Origin of the sequence: Micromonospora sp. DH14, assembly GCF_029809455.1 — a bacterium.
Taxonomy (GTDB): Bacteria; Actinomycetota; Actinomycetes; order Mycobacteriales; family Micromonosporaceae; genus Micromonospora; species Micromonospora parva.
In genome coordinates, this window is record NZ_JARVKT010000048.1 from 16,711 (window position 1) to 30,202 (window position 13,492).

General features: G+C 69.4%; 16 protein-coding genes. 12 read left to right on the forward strand and 4 right to left on the reverse strand.

The features are described from left to right. Positions 1-79 precede the first annotated feature (79 nt). Complete coding sequence (locus QCZ28_RS32600; protein ID WP_279520222.1) at positions 80-1,375, forward strand: helix-turn-helix domain-containing protein; 1,296 nt, start codon at positions 80-82, stop codon at positions 1,373-1,375. 79 nt (positions 1,376-1,454) lie between these two features. On the opposite strand, the gene QCZ28_RS32605 is transcribed toward QCZ28_RS32600, so the two are convergent. Further along, positions 1,455-1,904, reverse strand: coding sequence for a hypothetical protein (locus tag QCZ28_RS32605; RefSeq protein ID WP_279520223.1), 450 nt, complete (start codon positions 1,902-1,904; stop codon positions 1,455-1,457). A gap of 728 nt (positions 1,905-2,632) precedes the next feature. On the opposite strand from QCZ28_RS32605, the gene QCZ28_RS32610 reads away from it, so the two are divergent. The 6 genes from QCZ28_RS32610 to QCZ28_RS32635 all read left to right on the forward strand — a co-directional run bounded on the left by QCZ28_RS32610 (position 2,633) and on the right by QCZ28_RS32635 (position 5,986). Continuing rightward, on the forward strand, positions 2,633-3,415 hold the full coding sequence (locus QCZ28_RS32610) for a methyltransferase domain-containing protein (RefSeq protein ID WP_279520224.1): 783 nt from the start codon (positions 2,633-2,635) through the stop codon (positions 3,413-3,415). A 202-nt stretch (positions 3,416-3,617) separates the two neighbouring features. After that, positions 3,618-4,010 (forward strand): YbaB/EbfC family nucleoid-associated protein, encoded by a 393-nt coding sequence (locus QCZ28_RS32615; protein WP_279520225.1) that lies wholly within the window; start codon positions 3,618-3,620, stop codon positions 4,008-4,010. After that, on the forward strand, positions 4,010-4,324 hold the full coding sequence (locus tag QCZ28_RS32620) for a type VII secretion target (protein ID WP_279520226.1): 315 nt from the start codon (positions 4,010-4,012) through the stop codon (positions 4,322-4,324). The genes QCZ28_RS32615 and QCZ28_RS32620 overlap by 1 nt, the downstream gene beginning before the upstream one ends. A 19-nt stretch (positions 4,325-4,343) precedes the next feature. Next, entirely contained in the window at positions 4,344-5,069 is a 726-nt protein-coding gene (locus QCZ28_RS32625; protein ID WP_279520227.1) for a hypothetical protein, read from the forward strand. A gap of 10 nt (positions 5,070-5,079) precedes the next feature. Next, positions 5,080-5,706, forward strand: a complete 627-nt coding sequence (locus tag QCZ28_RS32630; protein ID WP_279520228.1) for an EndoU domain-containing protein — start codon at positions 5,080-5,082, stop codon at positions 5,704-5,706. Between the two features lie 22 nt (positions 5,707-5,728). Beyond that, positions 5,729-5,986: a hypothetical protein gene (locus tag QCZ28_RS32635; protein WP_279520229.1), complete on the forward strand. Its 258-nt coding sequence runs from the start codon at positions 5,729-5,731 to the stop codon at positions 5,984-5,986. A 178-nt stretch (positions 5,987-6,164) separates the two neighbouring features. Here the strand turns inward: QCZ28_RS32635 and QCZ28_RS32640 are convergent, their stop codons facing one another. Next, complete coding sequence (locus QCZ28_RS32640) at positions 6,165-8,978, reverse strand: BTAD domain-containing putative transcriptional regulator (RefSeq protein WP_279520230.1); 2,814 nt, start codon at positions 8,976-8,978, stop codon at positions 6,165-6,167. A gap of 231 nt (positions 8,979-9,209) precedes the next feature. Between QCZ28_RS32640 and QCZ28_RS32645 the strand changes: the two genes are divergently transcribed. The 3 genes from QCZ28_RS32645 to QCZ28_RS32655 are packed head-to-tail and all read left to right on the forward strand — an operon-like array spanning position 9,210 to position 11,290. After that, positions 9,210-9,848 (forward strand): hypothetical protein, encoded by a 639-nt coding sequence (locus tag QCZ28_RS32645; protein WP_130399913.1) that lies wholly within the window; start codon positions 9,210-9,212, stop codon positions 9,846-9,848. A 6-nt stretch (positions 9,849-9,854) separates the two neighbouring features. Next, complete coding sequence (locus QCZ28_RS32650; RefSeq protein ID WP_279520231.1) at positions 9,855-10,373, forward strand: SdpA family antimicrobial peptide system protein; 519 nt, start codon at positions 9,855-9,857, stop codon at positions 10,371-10,373. Beyond that, positions 10,307-11,290 (forward strand): sporulation-delaying protein SdpB family protein, encoded by a 984-nt coding sequence (locus QCZ28_RS32655; RefSeq protein ID WP_279520232.1) that lies wholly within the window; start codon positions 10,307-10,309, stop codon positions 11,288-11,290. The genes QCZ28_RS32650 and QCZ28_RS32655 overlap by 67 nt, the downstream gene beginning before the upstream one ends. Positions 11,291-11,547: 257 nt before the next feature. On the opposite strand, the gene QCZ28_RS32660 is transcribed toward QCZ28_RS32655, so the two are convergent. Together QCZ28_RS32660 and QCZ28_RS34590 are read right to left on the reverse strand one after the other, a co-directional pair. Next, the gene (locus QCZ28_RS32660) at positions 11,548-11,721 is read right to left on the reverse strand and encodes a hypothetical protein (protein ID WP_210865706.1); all 174 of its coding nucleotides are present in this window, start codon (positions 11,719-11,721) and stop codon (positions 11,548-11,550) included. Next, entirely contained in the window at positions 11,718-11,936 is a 219-nt protein-coding gene (locus QCZ28_RS34590; protein WP_347815146.1) for a flavin reductase, read from the reverse strand. The genes QCZ28_RS32660 and QCZ28_RS34590 overlap by 4 nt, the downstream gene beginning before the upstream one ends. Before the next feature lie 496 nt (positions 11,937-12,432). Between QCZ28_RS34590 and QCZ28_RS32665 the strand changes: the two genes are divergently transcribed. Both QCZ28_RS32665 and QCZ28_RS32670 read left to right on the forward strand, forming a co-directional pair. After that, on the forward strand, positions 12,433-12,657 hold the full coding sequence (locus tag QCZ28_RS32665; protein WP_279520233.1) for a winged helix-turn-helix domain-containing protein: 225 nt from the start codon (positions 12,433-12,435) through the stop codon (positions 12,655-12,657). Between the two features lie 633 nt (positions 12,658-13,290). Then, positions 13,291-13,492: hypothetical protein (locus tag QCZ28_RS32670; protein ID WP_279520234.1), on the forward strand; the 202-nt coding region annotated here is incomplete at its 3' end.

The window sequence follows — 13,492 nt, forward strand, 5'->3', positions numbered from 1 at the left end:
CTTTGGAGGACTTACCAGGAAACTTGAGCCCTGTGCTGCGGCACCCCGCTCCAGGGCGCTACCGGGACAAGGGAGCGGCATGGCTCGGCACGAGCGGCCCGTAGATCCGACGGCTGGACCGTTGTCGTCCTTCGCCCATGAGCTACGGAAGTTACGTGTCGAAGCGGGCAACCCCACCTACCGGCGATTGGCCGAGGTCGCCGGCTACAGCGCCTCGACCCTCTCCGCCGCTGCCAGCGGAATCCGGCAACCCAGTCTTGACGTGCTGCTCGCGTACGTTGGGGCCTGCGGTGGGGACACCGCCCAGTGGAGGCAACGTTGGCTCGAACTGGCCGAGGAGCTGCGGCCCACCAGTTCGGCCAGCGCACCAGCCGACCCGGCGAGAGCAGAAACACCCGACCCGACGCAGGCCGAACCGCTCGCCACACCCCTCGCGGAGTCACCGTCCGCTGTGACTGCCGGAGATCCACCCGCCCCGGCCACTGGTGAGCCAACCGGCGGCGTAGCCGGACCGGCCCACGACCGGCCCGCGAGCCCTCCGCGGCACCGGAAACTCCGACGGCGACTGGCGGTGGCGGCGGTGGCGGTCGCCGGCCTCGCCGGTACCGCCGCTGTGGTGCCGATGACCCAGCTGAGGTGGCCTGCCAGCGGGGCGACGGCGGCCGCCGGCACGACGACCACCACAGCCTGCCCGGCGACCACCACGGACGCCGCCTTCACCGCCGTCACGTACGGCGGTGGCGTGCACGTCCGGAGCGAGCCCCGCCGCGACCAGGGCATCCTCTACACCATTCCGCCCGGCTGCGTGGTCGGGCTCACCGGCTACTGCCTGGGTGAGCGGATCACCGACTCCACCTCCCAGACCCCCGACATCCGCTGGTTCACCCTCGCCGACGGTGGGCTGATCGCCTCCGGTGTGGTGCACGGCAACCCGCCCACGGGCCTGGAACCGTCCCGCTGCCGAGGCGACCGACCCGGGCCGGCCGCGATCGCCCTCGCGATCGCCCCCGATGTGACCGGCCCGGGTGGGTGGTGGCTGAGCGCGACCGGCACGCACCTGGAGATCGTCGGCTTTGCCGCCTACTACGCGGACGACCCCGCGCTGCCGGCCGAGCGCCGCTGGCACCAGATCGGAATGACCGGGATGGCCGCCCCGCCGTTCGACCTCGTCTGGAAGCTCGACCGCCCGTCGGTGCAACCCGGGTCCACTGCCGAGATCCCGGTGGCCGCTGTCGCCTGTCTCGGCGGTGGCGCGCCGACCGACGTACTCGATGTGCGGGCGGCCCGCCCCGACGGCTCCAGCACCGCCGAGGCCCTGCCGCTCGCCGCCGACCAGCGGCTCGCGGCCCGCCGTACCGCCTGCCTCTACCCCTGATGGGGGCGTACGCGGACGGCCACCGCCGGTGGCCCGGCGGGACGGATCCCACCGGACCACCGGTCAGGCGTCACCGAACTCAACAGCCCTGGCGACCGGAGTGGATCCAGTAGGTGGTGCCGGCCCAGTCCATCTCGCCGTACGCGTCGACGCAGTTGTTCGCCGTGCCGGTCACTCCGCGCGGCCCGGCGTAGTACAGGTAGTCGGCGTTGTCCTTGGTGGAGACCGCGGTGGCGGTGCACGAGCCGGTGCCGGAGGTCTCCGCGCACCGGGCGATCTGCACGGAGGTCCGCGCCGAGGAGCCGTACGCCGCGCCGCGGTGGTACATGCAGGCGCTGTTCGTGCCCCCGTTGGTGCTGTTGTAGTAGATGACCAGCTCGGCAACGGGCTTGCTCGGCGGGTACGCGTAGCTGTAGGTGACCGTGCCCGAGCAGGCCACCGCCGCCTGCGACGGGGCCGCCGTGACGACCAGGACCGTGCCGAAGGTCAGCAACGCCAGCAGCGCTCCGAACGCCTTGCGCAGCATCATGACTTCCACTCCTCTGGGACGAGGTTGGTTGAGAGCCGTCCCGCCGTCCACTTCTACGGAACAGAGAAGTTGATCGCCGCTGATGGTGGCGGCAATCAATCAATCCCGCACAACGCCGAACAACCGCCTACCGCGTCGCCGCACCGGGCCGTCGCTATAGTGGAACTTCTCGTCACCGGCGTAGCCGGTCCTGAATCAGGCGCAGGAAGATGCGCACCCCGATGACCACAAGCACGACCACGGCTGGAATCGCCAGAAGAGTCCAGGGCTTTCCGAGCATGTTGACGGTCCCGAGAAGGGCCGCAGCAAGGCCCTCCCACAGCAACTCGCCCCCGCAGAGAACTTCTCTGGGAAGCGGCTGCCGGCCAGAGCGTCGTTCTGCCCGCAGGCGCCGTATCGCTTGTAACGTGAATAGCACGCCAAACCCGAGACAGACCGGACCCGCCAGTAAATCCAGCCGTCCGGCACGGAAGCTCCAAGGGGTTCGCTCGGCCGCCAGGGCGCAACATCAGGACGAGACATCGATCTTGTCATCACCCTCGATTCTCTGCTGCCTGCATGTCCGCCCCGCTCTGGTATGTACCGAACCGGCGGGAAAGGTCGCTGCGGGTTTGACCTGTCGGCGCCGGGTGCGTCTCTGACGCTCGTTGGAGCACCAGCGCGGCCGTGGCAGGCGAGGTGCGAGAAGAGCGCCGCGCCGCCCCAATCGCCGAAATAGGCTGCCGGTCATGCATGGGTTCACCGACGTCGATCGCCAGTCAGACCCGGACTCGTGGGTCGGCGTACTGGACCGCCTCACCGAGGAGCCCTTCTACCAGGCATACCAGCAGCGGGTTCGGGAGTTGCTCCACCCGGAGCCTGGCCGTCGGTATGTCGATGTTGGCGCTGGCACCGGGGCAAGCGCAGCCACGCTGAAAGATGACCACGGCGCCAGTGTGGCAACCGTGGACTCTTCCCTGACCATGGCCGCTGCCACGCGAGCCCGCGGCTTGACCCAATGCACAGTCGCCGACGCCCATCACCTGCCGTTTCTCGACAACTCCTTCGACGGGGCATGGGCCGATCGCACCCTGCAACACCTCGCCGATCCCCCGGCCGCGATCAAGGAACTCATCAGGGTGGTCCGGCCCGTTGGACGCATCGTCCTCGCAGACCCCGACTACGACACTCAGGTACTCGACATCGCCGACCAGAACCTGGCCCGGCGCGTGCTGCGATTCCGAGCCGATGCCCTCCTCCGCAACGGCACCCTGGCTCATCAACATGCCGGCCTTCTCGCCACACACGGACTGGTCGACATCACCGTCGAACCTCGACCGTTACTCGTCCGGAACCCGACCGCCGTCGACAACGTTCTCGGCCTCCGCAGTTGGGCTGCGACGGCTGCTCAACGCGGTGTACTCCACCCCGCAGAAGCGCGTGCGTTCGAAGACCAGTTCGACGAGGCCGTCGTCACACAGCGGTTCACCTACGCGGTCACGTTCTTCCTCACCGCCGCCACCGTCGCCTGAGGCGGGAGCACCCGGCGAACGAACGTCAGATGTCGAAGCGGAACGAAGAGCTGCCGCTTTACCAGCGGTGGTGCCGTCGTTGACCGCTCCGAGATCCAGCTTGACCAGATCACGCCGCATTCGCTCGGCAACATGGTGTGGCAGGCCGTGGCTACACTGACGTCTCTAAATTCCCCTGCTCGGCAACGGAAACGGAGGCGCGATGGCCAATCCGCTGTTGGACGCCGAGGATGCGCGGGAGCGCCTGGAGGCATGGCAGGCCAATGCCGTGCGCCGGGCCGCCGACACGCAGGCCGCCGCTGCCGGCTTGAGCGCTCTGCGGGTCACGGCCAGCGACGCCCACGGGATCGTCGAGGTCACCGTCGACTCCACGGGGGCGATGGCCGACGTCCGGCTCTCCGCGCGGGTGCAGCGCGTGAGCCTGGAGCAGACGCAGCAGGCGATCATGGGCGCCTACCGCAACGCGCGGGTCAAGCTCGCCGAGGCCGCCGCCGAGGTCGTGCGGGAGACGGTCGGCGCCGACTCGGCGACCGGCCGGGCCCTGCTGGCCGGATTCCGGACCGTCGACACCGAGGACGAAGAGGGGCGTTACTGATGCACGGGGGGTTCGAGGTCGACGTCGAGGCGCTGCGCGCGCACGCCACAGCCATGTCGGCCATTCACGACCGCTTTGCCGCCGTCATGGCCGCGAGCGGCACCATCTTCCAGGCCGATGATGCGTACGGGCAGCTCTGCCAGTTCTTACCGCCCATCCTGGAGGGACGCCACCGGGACCAGGACAAGGGCGTGGGGATGCTCGCCGAGAACATCGCGCTGCTCGCCGCGGGAATCAAGAAGAACGCCGACGCCTACGAGCGGGCCGAGGACTCGAACACCGACGGCTTCAACTCCTTCCACTCCGCGACCTGAGCCGGCCCGGCGCCCTCTCATGAGCAACCCACTGGTCGCCACGACCTCCGACATCGCTTCGACAAGCGCCGCGCACCGCGACGGCTGGACCGGCCTGCCGCTCGCCGACGACTACATGGGCATCAAGGACGCCATCGACTCCGGCAGCTGGATCGACGGTTCAGTCGCGGGCTTGGGCGCCGCTCTCGACGGGGCGTCCATCGTCATCGACCCGTTCAGCACGCTCCTGTCGATGGGCATCGAGTGGGCCATCGAGCAGGTCGAGCCACTGAAGCAGGCACTCGACTGGCTGGCCGGCGACCCCGAGACCATCGAGACGCACGCCTTGACCTGGGACAACATGGCCAGTGAGTTGTTCTCCATCGCCGAGGACCTCAAGGCGCGGCTGGTTGGCGACCTCGACGGATGGCAGGGCACGGCCGCCGACGCCTACCGCGACATCCTGACCATCAACATCGACGTCGCCGGGATCTTCGCGGGCACGGCCGCCGGCATGGGTGCCGCGACCCGTGGCGCGGGGGTCCTGGTGCAGACGGTGCGGGAGGTGGTGCGCGCCTTCATCGCCGACTGCATCGCCAAGGTCGTGGTGTGGCTGGCCGAGGTGGTCTTCTCTGTCGGCTTCGCCACACCGCTGGTCGCCTCCCAGCTCGCGGTCGCCGTCGTCCGCTGGACCGGCCGCATCTTCGGCTGGTTGATGGGCCTGATCAGCAGCCTCTCCGCCCTTCGCGCACTCCTCGACGTCTAGGCGGCCCACGATGCGACAACTCATGGCGGCTCTGCGGACCACCGCCGTCCTGGTGGTCCTGTTCGCCGTGGCGGGCCTCCACAAGCGCCCCTCGGGCCCCACCCCACCGCACGGCGGTGGCGACGATGGCCCCAAGCGTCCCAAGTTCAACCCGGCAATGATGCCCAAGCGCGTGGGACCAGCCCAGCAGCACGGCATCAAGCGCGCCGAGGAGGGCCGCCCGAAGGACGCCGACACATCCGAGCCCGAGGTACCCAAAAGGACCAACCCCTGGGACGACCCCGAGTTCACCGACGCCAAGTACGACATGGACCGCTTCGGTCAGATGGGCCACGGGGCGATGGACAAGATCTGGGACGGCGACGGGAGGGGTAATGGCGACCACAAGCCCTCGTCCACCGAGCCCGGCAAGACGCTCTTCCCGCCCGGCACCACCAAGGAGCAGGTCGAGGGCTGGTTCAAGAGCATCGCCACCAACCCCGACAGCCGCCCGGAGGCGCGTCCCGGCGGCGACGGCTGGGTCGTCACCGGCACCCGCGACGGCATCACCTGCGTCGTTATCCTGGACAAGGACGGCAGCATCTCCGGCGGCCACCCCATCAGCGGCGAGGGCGTCAGAACCAACCCGCCGGCCTGACCACCCCACCCACGGGAGACCCATGGAAGTCAACGATTACATCCGGCTCAGCCCTCGGATCATCGACCAGGTCGCACCCAAGATCAGCCCGAAGTACCGGTCGATGGTCCTGAGGGCCAGAGGCGCCGGCGCCTGGGACCACGCGATCACGACGCTCATCGGCGCCCTGTGGGAGGAGGACGTTGTGATCACCACGGCGGAGAAGGACGCGCTGTGGGAGCTCATGGAGTACCTCCAGGAACCACTGACGCGCCTGGAGCAGATCCGGACCTCGAACTGACGGCCAAAGCGTAGATCGGGCCCCTCGAACCCTGCACCGTGTCGACCTCCGCCCCCGCTGGCACTCCCCCGCCGAGGCCGCCGTCCTGCTCGGCTTCGGCATTTCCAAGGTCAGGGCGCGGGTGGGAACGGGGGCCAGCGGCCAGACGACCGCCGCAGACAACGCGTCCTGGCCAGCCTCACCCAGTCGTCACCGTACGGATCTTCTCCAGAATGCGGTCGGCGTCCTGGCCCAACTCCACGATGATGTCCAGCGCTTCCCGCCACACCCCACGCGCCGCCGACCGTTCGCCCACAGCGAGATGGGTGTCGCCGAGGTGCGTCAGCGTGGTTGACTCGTAGTAGCGTTCGCCCGCCTCGCGCCAGAGCGACAAAGCCTGTCGGTAGCACTCGGTGGCCTCGGGATACTGGCCCAGATGGTGGTGCACGCACCCGAGGCTGTCCCAGGTGTGAGCCTGCCAGTAGCGGTCACCGGCCTCCTGTTGCAGCAGCAGCGCCCGCTGGCAGTGGTGTAACGCAAGCTCGTGGTCACCGAGCTGGCTGTGGTACCAACCCGCGTTGTTCAGGGCGTTCGCCTGCCCGGCTCGGTGCCCGGCCGCCCGGAACAGCCGATGCGCCAGTTCGGCGTAGCGCAGGGCGAGCCGGGGCTGACCGCGATGCTCGGCGACCGTACCCAGGTTGAGCAGGGTGCGGGCCTGCCCGACCTGGTCGCCGAGCCCGCGGTAGAGCCGCACCGCGTGCCACAGGTGGTCGCGGGCCTCGCCGTGCAGACCCCGACGCAGATGCGCGATGGAGATGTTGCGGTGTGCGCGGGCCTGCCCGTCCCGGTCCCCGACCCGGCAGGCGGCCTCCAGCGCGAGCTGTTGAACGATTGCCTGGTCATGCCAGCGGCCACACCGGTCCAGGAACGTGGTCAGGGCCCAGCCGAGCTGCCACGCGTGGACGTCGTACCCGTCGCCGCCGGCCCGTCGCAGAAGATCGAGCAGCACCGGGTACTCCTGGCTGAACCAGGTCCGGGCGACCTCGCGGTCGCCGATGGCCGCCACGGTCACGCCCGCCACCGCCGGTGGTAGCCGGATCGGATCCCGATGCGGATGCAGTCGCAGGTCGGCGAGGTGGGCGCCGGCCAGGTAGTGGTCGAACATCCGGTTGGTCACCGCGAGCCGGTCGGCGCCGTCCTCCTCGACGTCCGTCCGCTCCATGGCGTACGCGCGGAGCAGATCGTGCATCGTGTACCTGCCGGGCGTGTGCTCGGTGACCATGTGCGCGTGCGCGAGCTCAGCCAACAGCGGGCGTACCCGCGCGGGTGGAACACCGGCGAGGCTGGCCGCGGCGACCACACCCAGATCCGGGCCGGGATGGATGCCGAGCAGTCGGAACAGGCGCGCGGCCGGACCGCTCAGGGCGCGGTACGACCAGGAGAAGACCGAGCGGACGTCGGTTTCGGCGTCGGTGAACCCCTCCAGACCTCCGTGGGCCAGGTCCAGTTCCTCGGCGATGGCCCGCAGCGAGAAGCGGGGGTGGTCGACCAGCCGGGACGCAACGATGGCCAGCGCCAGAGGTAGCCCCGCCGACCGGGCCGCGATCGTCGCGACGGCTGCCGGCTCGGCGGTGAGCCGGGTCGCTCCGAGGCGGCGGATCAACATACTGTGCGCGTCGCCGAGCGGCAGCGGGTCGACGGTGATCGGATGGGCCCCCTCGGTCATCACCAGGCCGGTCAGCCTGCTGCGGCTGGTGACCAGGGTGAGGCAGCCGGGTCCACCCGGCAGCAGCGGGCGGACGTGCTCGCTGTCGCGGGCGTTGTCCAGCACCAGCAGGACCCGACGACCGGCCAGCAGCGTGCGCAGCAACGCCGACTGGGCGGCGAGCCCCTCGGGCAGGTGCTGTGCCGGCACCTCGAACGCGTCCAGGAAGCCACGAACCGCCTCACCGGGGTCGAGCGGCGGACCGGTCGGATGGAAGCCGCGCAGATCGACGTGAAGGTGGCCGTCCGGAAACCGGTCGGCCACGAGGCGGGCGAAGTGGACCGCCAGGGCCGTCTTCCCCACCCCCGCGATGCCGGAGAGGACTGCCACCATGGCCGTGCGGGTCCGAGCCCCGGCGTCCAGCAGCCCGGACAACTCGTCAAGCTCGGCGGTGCGTCCGGTGAAGGCGTACGGCGACGCGGGTAGCTGCGCCGGAACCGGCTTGGTCGTGGTCGATGCCTGCGGCTGGCTGGGCTCCGGCCGGGAGATTGCCGCGGGCGCCGTGACCGGTGCCAGTCGCGGGTCGGCGTTGAGGATTGCCCGGTGCAGCTCGGTCAGTTCCGGTCCCGGCTCGATCCCTAGTTCACCCACCAGCAGTCGGCGTACCTGGTGATACGTCCGGAGCGCCTCGGTCCGGCGGCCTGCCCGGTACAGGGCGAGCATGAGCTGCCCGTGGGCCCGTTCGCGCAGTGGTTCCGCCGCGACCAGGTCGGCGATCTCGTCCACGAGTTCGGCTCCGCCGCCCAGCGTGAGTTCAAGCGACAGGCGTTCTTCCTGGAGGCTGCGGCGTTGGTCGTTGAGCTGGGCCGCCGCCGCCTCGACCAGCCGGCCGGTCACTCCGGTGAAGGCGGACCCGCGCCACAGCGCCAGCGCCTCCCGCAGGTGGACGACCGCGCCGGTCAGGTCACCGACCGCAGCGAGCCGGCGACCCTGCCGTGCGCGCTCGACGAAGACCCGCAGGTCGATCTCGTCGTCCGGGACGCGAAGCAGGTAACCGCCGGAGTCGGTGACGATCTCGCCAGCCCGCGCCAACTGCCTCCGCAAGGTCGACACACAGTTGCGGACCACCTTGACCGAGCTGGTGGGCGGATGCTCGTCCCAGATCACGTCGACCAGCCGCGACATCGGCACCACTTTGTTCGCGTCGAGCAACAGGGCGGCCAGGATCCGTTGCTCCCGTGCTGCGCCCAGGGAGATCTGGCCACCGTCGAGTCGTACTCGGAGCGGGCCCAGCGCCTCGAACCTCACGTACCTCCCGCCCTCGTCCGCGCCGCACGAGCTGTTCTCCGTGAACCGCGTGGGACCGCCGAATGAGCCCCGCCACCGCGGATTTTCCCACCGCTGCGAGCTATTGCATAGCTAGACGTCGATGGCTCTGTTCCGTGGTGTTTCGGCGCCGCCGGGGACGAGCCGGGGATCGATCGGGGACGGCCGGGCGCAGGGTGCTCCGGAAGAGTCACTGCTGTGCGGGAGGAAGTCATGATGCATCGCAAGATCTGGTTCGGCCTGCTCGTGCTGGCCCTGGCAACGGTCTCCCTCGGCTTCGGGGCGCGCGGCCAGGCCGACCCCGGCTGGCCGGGCCCACCGCCGCGACACCGGGCCACGGAACTCTCCGACGCGATCCTGTTCAACGACGGGCCGGCTGCCTTCCGACTGGTCTACCTGCAGCGCCCGCCGACCCGGTGGACATCGGCGCTGCGGTACGCCCAGAGCGCGCTCAACGCCGAGCTGACCCGCCGGGGCACCTGGTCCGACGTGATGATCGGGCAACGGGTACAGAGCGGCAACCCGGTCGTGGTGCGCGACGGGCTCGTCACCCTCGTCGCACTGGCCCGCGAGGTGTTCAACCGGACATTCGGCAAGGAGACCGTGGACTCCGCCGTGCTCCTGGTCAACGACGCCCTGTTGGAGAACGCGTACGAGGTCGTCCGGGCAGACTCCTACATCGACATGGACAACAACAACCGCACGCCGCTGGAGGTCGGCACCATCCGGGCCGTCTTCGCCGGTGGCTTCGCCGACTGGTCCTGGGACATGGCCGGCAACCCAGCGCCACGGGCCAAACTGGTGCAGGACCAGTTCATCGCGACCATCGCCCGCGACCTGCGAGCCGGGTAGTCGACGGTGGACGACACCCGGTTGGGCCGGTGGATCGCCGGGATCGCGGTGGTCGCCATGCTCCTCGTGGGCTACCTCACCAGGGCGGTGCTGCCGGTGGCTGCGATGCCGGCCCCGCCCGGCCGGACGGTGGCCCGCGCACTCGTACCGGAAGGCTGGGCGTTCTTCACCCGCGACCCCCGCCGGCCCAGCCCGGTGGCCTACACGACGGACCGGGACGGCCGGTGGCGGCCCGCCTCGAGCAGCAGCCGCGGCCCGGCCGGCCTGGACAAGCGGGACCGTGCCCGCAGCGCCGAGATCTCGCTGCTGACCCGTCGACTCGACGGAACCTCGTGGACCCGGTGTGACGGGGAACCCTCCACCTGCCTGGCCGCCGCCCGGGCCACGGCGGTGACCAACACCGCCACCGTACGCACGCTTTGCGGCGACATCGGGATCGTCCTTCAGGAGGTACTGCCATGGGCCTGGAACGACCTGCCGACCGTGCTCCCGTCCCGGGTGGCCCGGCTCACGGTGACCTGCTAGACCGGTGGCTGGCCCGGCTCGGCCGGCGCTGCCGACCCGCCCTGGCCGTCGCGCCCTGGTCAAGTGGGTTCGGACTGACCCGTACCCTGCTGGCCACCGGCACCTGCGCGACCCTCCTGGTCAACCCGCCGGCGGTCCTGCTGTCGATGGACAGCGCCGAGGGCTGCACCGGGCCGGCCGCCGCCGGCATCTGGTGCGTCCTACCCGCCAGGCAGGGGCAGCTCGCCGCGTGGATCGCCATCACGGTGCTGGTCGTCGTGGCCAGTGGCTGGCGGCCTCGGTGGACAGCACTGCCGCACTGGTACATCTCGTGGAGCGTGATCGCGAACCTGTCCGCGTTGGACGGCGGTGACCACATCACCGCCGCCCTGAGTCTCCTGCTGCTCCCGATTGCCCTCACCGACCCCCGGCGGTGGCACTGGCAACCACCTCCGGCCGGCGCCGCGATCGGCGCCGGCCGGGTGGTCGCGTACGCCGCCCTGGTCCTCGTCTGGCTCCAGGTCGCCGTCGTGTACCTGCACGCCTGCATCGCCAAGCTTGGCGTCACCGAATGGGCCGACGGCACGGCGATGTTCTACTGGCTACGCACGCCCGGGTACGAGTCGCCTGATTTCGTCCGTCCACTGGCCGAGGCGGTCACCAGTTCCGCGGTCGGGGTGACGGTGTTCACCTGGTCGGTGCTCGCACTGGAGTTCGCCCTGGCCCTGGCCCGGCTGATGCCTTCCGAGCTGCGCCGCGTCCTCCTGGTCGCCGGGCTGGTGTTCCATGTCGGTATCGCGGTCGTCCTGGAGCTGGTCACCTTCGGTCTCGCGATGAGTGGGGCGCTGCTGCTCTACCTGTTGCCCGTGGGACACCAGGTCAGGCTGCCGGCGATCGTGGTGGCGCGGGTGGGCGGTGCCCGTCGAGCAAGTCGGTAGGCGGCCTGTGGGCCCGAGCACCTCGACGCGGATTGGTACTCCAACGTCACTTGGCTTTGGCGTTGGGCGTGGCGCGGGCATGAAGACAGCCCGACTGAGAGTGGGCGATGCTGGTATCGAACCAGCGACCTCTTCGGTGTGAACTCTCGGCGAGTCGGCCGGGTCGGGCTTGATGCGAGGTCAGACGGGCTGCTGGCGCGCCTCTCGGGCTGGTTCTGCTGGCACGGTTGCTGTACTTCGCTGCTGTACTGCTGGCGTCAGACGAGGCGTTGGATGCGGACCTTCGGACGCTCGTTCCTCAGGTGGCCGTGCTTGTGCTGGCGGATTTGCTCGTCCCAGACCTCCTGGTCGTAGTCCGGGTCCGGCGGGATCCACTTGTGGGAGCCGTCGCTGTAGTGGAACTTCTCGTCACCGGGTCGCAGGATGCTCATCGGGTCCAGCCGAGAAACCGGTAGTGCAGGTGTCCGGCGGGAACGTGGACCAGGTCCTGGGCGGCGTCGACGAGTTGGGCGGCCAGGTAGAGGGCCAGTGACACCGGGGCGCGGTCGTACTCGGCTCGCAGCTCTTGGCGCCGGGTCTGGCATGGCCACTCCCCCGCACAGCCGCCGCACGTCCAGGCCGGCTTGATTGGGTGGTGGGTGGTCATTGCGGGCCGTCCTGGCTGGGCCAGTGGCCGCGGTTGATCGGGATGCGGTGGCGGCTTCGGCATGGCAGATCGCCTCCGCAGCGGCAGATGCGCCGCCAGTACCGCCAGGACCAGACCGGCCGATGACGGCGAGCCAGAGTCAGCGCTACGGCCAAGAGGTACGCGTCGTAGGGCACGTGCGGTCGACCGCCAACCTGATCGCGGGTGGATCGCCAGCGATTGCCAACCTCCCGACGGGCCACAGCACCCTCCCCGTCCCAAGAGGCTGATCTGTTCGGCCTGGTCATCACGCCTCCCGCCGACGCCGGGTAAAGCCGTGGGCACCCACGTCGGGAAGCGGGCACCCACGGCAGGACCCCCGGCCGCCAAGCTGGGTAGCCCCAGAAGCAACTTAAGACGCAATGTGCGCAGGGTCAACAGTCAACGCGCATAGCGTTGTAAGTCGCACCCGGGGTGTGATCTGCTTGCACCAGCCGCCAAGCTGGGAGCACCACCTATGTCTGAAGCCGCCTACCTACAGGTCGCGCGGGATATCCGCGAGCAGGTTCGTTCCGGCCAGTTGAAGCCGGGCGACAAGCTGCCGTCCTTCGCCGCCCTGTGCGAGCACTACGACGTGAGCAACACCGTCATCCGCGCCGCCATGCTCATCCTGAAAGCCGAAGGGCTGATCGACGGCCGGCAAGGCAAGGGCGTGTACATCACGAACCAGCAGCCTGGGTAGCCGAAGTGGTCGGGCAACAGCCTGACGGACAGGGAACGGCTTCGTCGAACGAGCTTCGCGAACGCTGCGCATCACCGAGGGAGCAGTACGGGCATGAGCCGAGCGCTGGGGCCCAGAAGAACTGATGCTCGGGGTGGGTTAGGCAGTGCTTCAGCTTGCGGTGCCTGACACCGGTCCGCCCACTTGACATGCCCGTCATGCCAGCACATTAGCTAATGGCCTCATCAGCGGCGAGCGCCGAATGTGCGGTCATCACTTGGCGTTGTATTGATGCCAGCGATGGACGTAGTCGATCGAATGGGATGATCCGCCCCGTGACCTGGGCTTGAACGGTCATAGACGGTCATTGGTAGTCACTGCTGGTTCACCTCAGACGGCCTGGATACGGCCTGATCTTGATGTCACCTCCAAGGACTCCGGCCCCGGTGGGGCGACGCTGATCACGAGCTGTCGCACCAGCGGGATACGGTGTGGAGCGTGGCAAATCCTGTCCGCCGTGGCCGTGGCCGTGGTCATCCTCGCCGAGTTCAGCGCAGGGTTACGCGGAAGGCTTTTTGCGATCCGGCCCGGTCGGCTCAGCTTGGGAAACCGCAGCCTGAGCCGGCGAGCGATGGCTTCATCGACGCGATGCCCATGACCGGCATCCAGGCCGCGCTGGGCAAGAGCTTCATCGACGCGATGCCCATGACCGGCATCCAGGCCGCGCTGGGCAAGAGCTTCATCGACGCGATGCCCATGACCGGCATCCAGGCCGCGCTGGGCAAGAGCTTCATCGACGCGATGCCCATGACCGGCATCCAGGCCGCGCTGGGCAAGAGCTTCATCGACGCGATGC

What these genes read in the sequence shown, in the direction of transcription:
- QCZ28_RS32600 (WP_279520222.1), top strand. Translation starts at nt 80, where the DNA reads ATGGCTCGGCACGAGCGGCCCGTAGATCCGACGGCTGGACCGTTGTCG.
- QCZ28_RS32605 (WP_279520223.1), bottom strand. Translation starts at nt 1,904, where the DNA reads ATGATGCTGCGCAAGGCGTTCGGAGCGCTGCTGGCGTTGCTGACCTTC.
- QCZ28_RS32610 (WP_279520224.1), top strand. Translation starts at nt 2,633, where the DNA reads ATGCATGGGTTCACCGACGTCGATCGCCAGTCAGACCCGGACTCGTGG.
- QCZ28_RS32615 (WP_279520225.1), top strand. Translation starts at nt 3,618, where the DNA reads ATGGCCAATCCGCTGTTGGACGCCGAGGATGCGCGGGAGCGCCTGGAG.
- QCZ28_RS32620 (WP_279520226.1), top strand. Translation starts at nt 4,010, where the DNA reads ATGCACGGGGGGTTCGAGGTCGACGTCGAGGCGCTGCGCGCGCACGCC.
- QCZ28_RS32625 (WP_279520227.1), top strand. Translation starts at nt 4,344, where the DNA reads ATGAGCAACCCACTGGTCGCCACGACCTCCGACATCGCTTCGACAAGC.
- QCZ28_RS32630 (WP_279520228.1), top strand. Translation starts at nt 5,080, where the DNA reads ATGCGACAACTCATGGCGGCTCTGCGGACCACCGCCGTCCTGGTGGTC.
- QCZ28_RS32635 (WP_279520229.1), top strand. Translation starts at nt 5,729, where the DNA reads ATGGAAGTCAACGATTACATCCGGCTCAGCCCTCGGATCATCGACCAG.
- QCZ28_RS32645 (WP_130399913.1), top strand. Translation starts at nt 9,210, where the DNA reads ATGATGCATCGCAAGATCTGGTTCGGCCTGCTCGTGCTGGCCCTGGCA.
- QCZ28_RS32655 (WP_279520232.1), top strand. Translation starts at nt 10,307, where the DNA reads ATGGGCCTGGAACGACCTGCCGACCGTGCTCCCGTCCCGGGTGGCCCG.
- QCZ28_RS32660 (WP_210865706.1), bottom strand. Translation starts at nt 11,721, where the DNA reads ATGAGCATCCTGCGACCCGGTGACGAGAAGTTCCACTACAGCGACGGC.
- QCZ28_RS34590 (WP_347815146.1), bottom strand. Translation starts at nt 11,936, where the DNA reads ATGACCACCCACCACCCAATCAAGCCGGCCTGGACGTGCGGCGGCTGT.
- QCZ28_RS32665 (WP_279520233.1), top strand. Translation starts at nt 12,433, where the DNA reads ATGTCTGAAGCCGCCTACCTACAGGTCGCGCGGGATATCCGCGAGCAG.